Raw genomic sequence first — 6836 nt, 5'->3', positions numbered from 1 at the left:
TCGACAGCTGGGCGAAGCGGGTGGCGAAGGCCTTGTCGCCATTGTCCCAGGCCCGGCCGTAATAGCCGGCCAGCGAGGACTGGCTGTCGTTCAGGGCCACGCCGCCGGGCTTGAAGTCCGAGCGCGGCGCCAGCGTCAGGGTGTTGCCCGACTGGGCGGTGTCCCAGTGGAACAGCAGCGCGTCGAGCCCGTCGGCGGTGGAGGTGAGGTGCCCCGCGGTCACCACCGGCAGCGCGCCCGGCAGCAGCGAGAGCACCGTCGGCACGATCTTGCCGTCCAGCGTCGCCGTGCCGTCGACCTGCAGGTGGCCGGCCGCATTGTTCAGCGAGTCGACGGTCACGCCCAGCCGGCCGTCCTTCGTCTGGATCAAATCCCCTGTCACCCTGGTGGACCGCAGCTCGCCCGGCATGCCCAGATTGAAGGTCCCGCTGTTGGTGACGGTCGCGGCGTCTACCATCGGGCCGGCGTTGTAGATTCCGCTTTGAAGGAACTGGCCGCCGTTGGTGAGCACCGAGCCGGTGATTGTGCCGGTGATGTCGGTGCCGTCGATGACGCCGGAATTGTTGGCCACTTGGACCTGCCCGCCGCCGGTCACCGTGATTGCCGTGCCACCGGTTCCGTCGGCCGTCGTGATCGTGGCCCAGTCGTTGGTCACATACGCGACTGGACCGTTGGCGGGAGTGTCGATCCAGATACCGGCGCTGCCCGGCCCGGTTCCACCAGACACAGTGGTGAATTGGTTGTCGTAGCTGTTGATCACCACATCCGCCCGCCCGGTCGAAGGTCCATAGCCCGCTGTTTGGACGAAAATCCCGATCCCGTTCTGGCCGCTGGCCAAGACCGAGTCGTTCACGGTCACCAAGACAGGACCGCCAACGCCTCCGCCGCTGGAATGGCTGGCGGTCAGGGGCGCGCCGGCATAGATCGTGTTGCCGTTGGCCACCAATCCGCCGCCGCCACCGATGCTCTGTGCGAAAATCCCGATCGCGCCCGGGCCGGTGGCGTTGATGGACCCGCCTTGATCGACAGTGACGGTCACAACGCCCCCATTGCCCTGACCCGGCTCCCACTGCGTGATCCGGCCCAGCGAGGACGGATTCGTGGTGAGTGAAGGGACATCGTTCTGGCCACTGTCCACGCGGATGACGCCTCCACCGCCGCCGATCGACTGCGCGACGATGCCGAACGCAGCGGCTCCCGAGGTGTTGATCGAGGTTTGGTTGCCGATGGTCACGTTGACGTCGCCGCCATCGCCTTGGCTCTGCGACACGTAGCCGACGCTGGTCGTCATGGTCGGCGCGCTCTGCGTGGCGGTGATGACACCGCCGCCATTGCCGATGCTTTGCGCCAGAATGCCGTAGGCATCATCACCCGAGGTCGAGATTGCGATGGGATCGCTGGGTGAGCCGCTCTGGTTGAAGTTGACGGTGCCGCCACTGCCGTCGGCATCGGGACCACCCCCGACCATCAGGTCCAGGCGTCCGGTGCTGTACGCAGTCCAGTTCGAGGAACCGGCCCCGCCGATGCCGCCGCTGCCGCCGATCGATTGCAGCAGGACGCCGTCGGCGCCGAAGCCGGAGGTCGCGATATTGATCTGGCTGGTGTTGTTGGTCAGGAGACTCACCGTGCCGCCGTCGCCTCTGCCGCCCCCGTTGACGATCCAGGGGCCGCTGCCGTTGGATTCGTAGCCGGTGGCGCTGCCCACCGAGATGAGACCCGTCGCGGCGTCGGAGCCGTCCATGCCGATGCCGCCGCCGCCGCCGATGCTTTGGAGGACCACGGCGGCAGCGCCAAACCCGCCGATGATCTTGCCTTGGGCGTTGGGCGCGCCTGTCGTGATGGAGGCGCCGTCGTCCAGAGTCAGTGTCACGATGCCGCCGTCATTGCCGCTGCCGCCACTGCCGCCGATGGCGTGGGTGACATTGACCGTGACTTGATCGGACACCCCAGTGCCGGTCGCGGCGGCAGTTCCGCCCTTGCCGCCGCCGCCGCCGATCGACTGTGCGACGACGCCGTGCGCCCAATCCCCCGCCGTGGTGACCGGAGCCGACAGATCCACCGAAACCGTGCCGCCGGTCCCGGCGGTCCCGCCGGTCCCGCCGATCGAGAGATTGAAGGCCGCGCTGATCGAGGGCGGTTTGCCGTTGAAAAAGTTTGCGACCTGGCTGACCAGTTGCCGCTCCTTCAGGTCGGGAAGGATGGGATTGTCCGCCGAGGCGTCGGCCCCGGCCGATCCGCCGAGCCCGCCGCCGCCGCCGATCGACTGCGCCAGCACGCCGGTCGCATCACCGCCATAGGTGGTGATCGGAGCCTGCACGCTGACCGCCACGTCACCACCGGCTCCGCCGCCGCCCCCGGTGGTGCCGAGGTTGACCGTCACGCTCGGTTTGATGGTCGGGGCCTTCGGGTCGCCGTCATCCGTGCTTGGCGTGTAGGTCTGGGCGAGGCTGAAGGAGCCGCCCTGGGACGTGCCGCCGCCGCCGCCGACCGACTGCACCAGCATTCCGACCGCCTCCGAACCATAGGTCGTGATGCCGTTCCCGGCGAAGAGAGCAGCCTGCACGTCGCCGCCGGCGCCTCCGGACCCGCCGGTCGAGCCCAAGGTGACCTTGACCGCCCCGCTGGCTCCGGTGCCGAAATCCTGCGTGTTGCCGCTGCCGAACCCGGCATCGCCGCCGCCGCCGCCGATAGACTGCGCCTTGAGTCCGGTCGCGAAGTCGCCATAGGTGACGATGGCGGTCGGGGCCAGACCCTGGTCGGGGGTGAGGTCGAAACCGCCCTGGCCCTGATTCTGAGTCTGGTCCCATGTGGCCGTGCCGCCCAGCGCGACTCCCACCGAGCTGCCCGCACCGCCGCCGCCGGCGCTGCCGCCCATCGAGACCGTGATCGACAAGCCTTCCGAGTTGGCGCCACTTGGCACCGACAGCTCACCATATCCCAGCACTGCGGCGCTGGCGGAGGAGTCGCCGCCGGCGCCGCCGCCGCCGCCGATGCTCTGGACCAGCACGGCCGTGGATCCCTGGCCGCTGGTGGTGATCGTGCCGCCGTTCGACAGCGAGAATTGCGCGGTTCCCCCGGCGCCGCCGCTGCCGCCTTTCCCGCCCAGGGCCACTGAGGCGGCCACCCCGACCTGGCTGCCGGAGCCTGTCACCGGGATCGCGATGGCCACGGCCTTCGACATCGCCGACCCGCCGAGGCCGCCGCCGCCGCCGATGCTCTGGACCACAACCCCGTAGCTGTCGACCGGGAGCGTGTTGCAGGGCAGCGATGAGCAGCTGCTCGGATCGCTGCTGTCGCCCGTGAGCCCTTGATCCTGGCCCGTCGCGATCGAGCCGCCTGTCACCTCGACGACAGCCGAGCCGCCGGCTCCGCCGGCGCCGGCCGTGCCACCGACCGACACATCGGCCGCAAAGCCGGGTCCGATCGAGCCAGAGAAGGCTTGGCCGCCGTTTCCGCCGCCGCCGCCGACCGACTGCGCCACAAGGCCGGGCGACTTCGAGCCGGAAGTCGTGATCGTCGTTCCGGTCGACGTGATCTGGGTCGGTCCTCCATTGCCCCCCTGGCCGGCCGCCCCGCCGATCGCGACCCCGGCGAACAGCCCCCCGGTTGCGGCATTGCCGGCGTTGCCGCCGCCGCCGCCGATCGACTGCATCACGACGGCGGCGGACCCGTCGCCCGACGTGCCGATCTGGGAGCCGGGATCGAGCGCGGCAGTGACCTGTCCGCCGTTGCCGCCGCCGGTGCCGGTGCCGCCGATGGTCACGAAAACGCCAGACGCGCCGCCGCCATCGCCGCCGCCGCCGCCGATCGACTGGCCGAGAACACCGATGGCGGAGATGCCGCTGGTCGTGATGCTGTCGTCACTCGTGGTCCAGGGCTCGCCGTTGCCTGCGGTGAAGCTCACGTTGCCGCCATCGGCCGCGAAGCCGCCGCTGCCGCCGACATTCGCGATGACGCCGCTGGCGCTGCCGCCGGCACCGCCGCCGCCGCCGATGGACTGAAGCAGGACGCCGAACGCATTCGGGCCGATCGTCGTGATCGTCCCGTTGTTCTCCACGCTGGCCTGGTCGGAGGTGCCGCCTGCGGCCCCTGTTCCGCCGTTGGAGTGGAAGAGACCCCAGGAGGTGCCGCCGGACCCGCCGCCCCCGGCCAGCGACTGTGCGACGATGCCATGGGCCGCCTGGCCCTGGGTGCTGATCGAGCCGTTGTTGTTCGCCGTCGCAGTGCTCGCATCGCCGCCCGTGCCGCCCGTGCCGCCACTGTCGTTGTTTCCGAATCCTCCCAGGCCGGCTGCCCCGCCGAGAGACTGCGCCAGGATGCCGACGGAACCGTCCCCCGTCGTCGTGATGGCGGAGCCTTCGCCGACGGTGACCGTCACCGCGCCCGCGGCACCGCCGTTCCCGCCGTTCCCACCTTTGAATTTCTCACCATTTCCGGTGCCGCCGCTGCCGCCCGCGCCGCCCTCGGACTGGGCGACGATGCCGGGAGAGGACGTGCCGCCGGTGGAGATGATGGCGGTCAGGCCGACAGAGGAGTCGCCGATATCGCCGCCGACAACGACGTCACCGGCTGCGCCGCCCCCGCCGCCCGCGCCGCCGGAGCTGTCACCACCCAGGCCGGTATTTACATAGCCGCCGACGCCGCCTTGCCCGCCGACACTGACGGCATAGGCGCCGGGCGAGCTGTCACCCGCAGTGGTCGCGGTGACGGCATTCGCAGTCGCGCCGGCCAGGATGATGCCGACGGTGCCGGTGACCGCACCGCCGCCGCCGCCGGCGCCGCCCGTAACGCCTCCAGCGCTGTCGCTGTTGGATCCGCCGACCCCTCCGACGCCCCCTTGGCCCAAGGCCAGGAAGCCGGGCAGGCTGTTGCCGGACGGAGTCTCAGCCGCGCTCGTGGCCGACACCGTCGGCGCGTTGACCGTGTATCCAGGGAGGCCCCAACCGCCGAAGGACCCGCCCCCCTGTCCCGCGGTGCCGAAGACGCAGTCGTAGTAGATCCCCTGCGGGCAACTCTGTGCCGCGGCCGGATCCGGCATGGCGAGCCAGGCTGCAGTTCCCAGCAGCCCGGCGACCAGGCGGCGCCGATGCAGAACAGGTTGACGCGGCGGCGCTGCTCTGAAGGCTGCCGGGCTCGCAGCTGATGCCTGCGCCCGGCAGCTCGGGGCACCGGAAAGCCTCGCCACCGCGTCGACCAAGCTCGCGCCAGGCTTGAAGCCTGTCCCGGACAATCTTTCCGCCATGATCCCCCCACCCCCCACTCAGATGTCACCGCTCATCTCACAGGCGCGGCCGAAGCGAATGTTATTGCCGTATGTATTCCGGCCATAGATCCAGTTGGAGGGAATCAATGGTACCAGATCCGGCCAGGGCCCATCATTTGATAGTATTCGGCCTCCGTTGCCGCTTGCTGTCGAAACAAGAATCCCATGGCCGACCGGCAATCAACGGCGGCAGTTCTTTCGACTGTCACTTGGGAAGCGCGCGTGTCTGGCCTCCTCTCCTTTCACGGCTGGGAGGTTGATGATCGCCAGATCGAAGCCGGCCGGGCCGCGGGGTCTCCCCGCGGCCCGATCATTGCCGATGGCCCTCGCCGTCAGAAGTGATAGGCGGCGCGGGCGCTGGCGGACTGGCTGAGGAAGGCGCCGCCGACATCGGCGGTGTATTCGCCCTTCAGCTCGAAGCCGCCGGACCGGAACAGCTGCAGCCCGACATCGATCCGGCCCAGCACCTCCGGCGAGTCGATCTGGTCGCTGAAGGTGCCGTTGGCCGAGGATGCCCCGGCGAAGCTGGAATGGATCGTCCGGCTGTTGTCCGGCAGGTAGCTCATGCCGAAGGCGACATAGGCCCGCAGCGCGGTCTCCGGGTCCAGGTCCAGCCGCCCCCCGAACTCCACCATCGGCGACAGCGCCACGCTGGTCTTGCTGCTGCCGCGGACGTCSAGSGCGTACAGGTCGTCGCCCTTCTCCTCGAAGCCGGGCAGGTCGGTGTAGACCACGTCGAGGTCGCCATAGGGCCGGATGTACCAGTCSKCGAAGGCGAACTCATAGGCGGCGCGCAGCCGGCCGCCGGCCAGGAAGATGCTGGGGTCGCTCTTCAGCGTCTCGCTGGCGATGCCGGGGATGTCGACCCGGCGGTCGGCCTCGAACGAGCCGCCGGCGAAGGCGACSGAGCCTGCGAACTGCCACGGCCCCATGACCCGCTTCACCGTGACCGAGCCGTCATAGGTGTCGCCGTTGCCGGAGGAGCCGCCATCCATCCKCGCCCAGCTCTGGCCGAAGCCGAAGGAGGCGCCGAGATACCAGTCGGGGGCGATCTCGTGCTGGGCGCCGATCCGGTAGGTGGTGCCCGAGACGTAGTAGCCCTGGGTGTCGCTGGTGGAGGACTGGTCGGTCCAGCGCCCGGTGACCTTGGCCCAGGCGCAGTTGTCCTCGCCCAGCAGCACGCTGTCGTCGATGAAGACCGGGCAGCTCATTGCCGCGCCGAGGATGGTGCCGGCCGAATTGGCCAGGGCGATCGACTGGGCGTGCGCCGCCTTGCTGGACCAGGCGTCGAGCGCCGCCTTGTAGTCGCTGCGGTCGTTGATCGTCGACAGCTGGGCGAAGCGGGTGGCGAAGGCCTTGTCGCCATTGTCCCAGGCCCGGCCGTAATAGCCGGCCAGCGAGGACTGGCTGTCGTTCAGGGCCACGCCGCCGGGCTTGAAGTCCGAGCGCGGCGCCAGCGTCAGGGTGTTGCCCGACTGGGCGGTGTCCCAGTGGAACAGCAGCGCGTCGAGCCCGTCGGCGGTGGAGGTGAGGTGCCCCGCGGTCACCACCGGCAGCGCGCCCGGCAGCAGCG

2 protein-coding genes are annotated in these 6836 nt (G+C 69.8%); both read right to left on the bottom strand.

The genetic code is table 11. The features are described from left to right. Positions 1 to 5260, bottom strand: a 5260-nt coding sequence (locus AB4Z01_RS35575) for a beta strand repeat-containing protein (protein ID WP_441701495.1), incomplete at its 3' end; no start/stop codon positions are given. A gap of 335 nt (positions 5261 to 5595) precedes the next feature. Then, a partial coding sequence (locus tag AB4Z01_RS35570) for an autotransporter outer membrane beta-barrel domain-containing protein (RefSeq protein WP_441701493.1) occupies positions 5596 to 6836 on the bottom strand: 1241 nt, incomplete at its 5' end.

Source organism: Inquilinus sp. YAF38 (assembly GCF_052113205.1).
GTDB lineage: Bacteria > Pseudomonadota > Alphaproteobacteria > DSM-16000 > Inquilinaceae > Inquilinus.
This window is presented reverse-complemented; position numbering and strand designations above follow the sequence as displayed.